This is a genomic window from Streptomyces anandii JCM 4720, from assembly GCF_014650655.1.
Lineage (GTDB): Bacteria > Actinomycetota > Actinomycetes > Streptomycetales > Streptomycetaceae > Streptomyces > Streptomyces anandii.
In genome coordinates this window covers 1-329 of record NZ_BMVJ01000051.1, presented here as the reverse complement: position 1 = coordinate 329, position 329 = coordinate 1, and the positions used below count along the sequence as shown (strand labels likewise).

General features: G+C 69.0%; 1 protein-coding gene. It reads left to right on the top strand.

The features are described from left to right. A partial coding sequence (locus IE249_RS35110; protein WP_189711515.1) for an acyltransferase domain-containing protein occupies positions 1–329 on the top strand: 329 nt, incomplete at both ends.

Genomic DNA, 329 nt, shown 5'->3' with positions numbered 1-329 from the left:
GTGGCCGGCTGATGCAGGAACTCCCGGCCGGTGGCGCCATGGTGGCCGTCCAGGCCACCGAGGACGAGATCATCCCCTACCTCACCGACGCGGTGAGCATCGCCGCCGTCAACGGCCCGACCTCTGTCGTGATCGCTGGTGACGAGAGTGTCGTACTGGAGATCGCCGCGGTCTTCGAGGGGCGGGGTCGCAGGGCGCGTCGTCTGACGGTGAGCCATGCGTTCCACTCGCCGCACATGGACGGGATGCTGGACGCCTTCCGGGAGGTGGCCGAGGGGTTGTCGTACGAGGCTCCGGGCATCCCGGTCGTCTCCAATCTGACCGGGGCC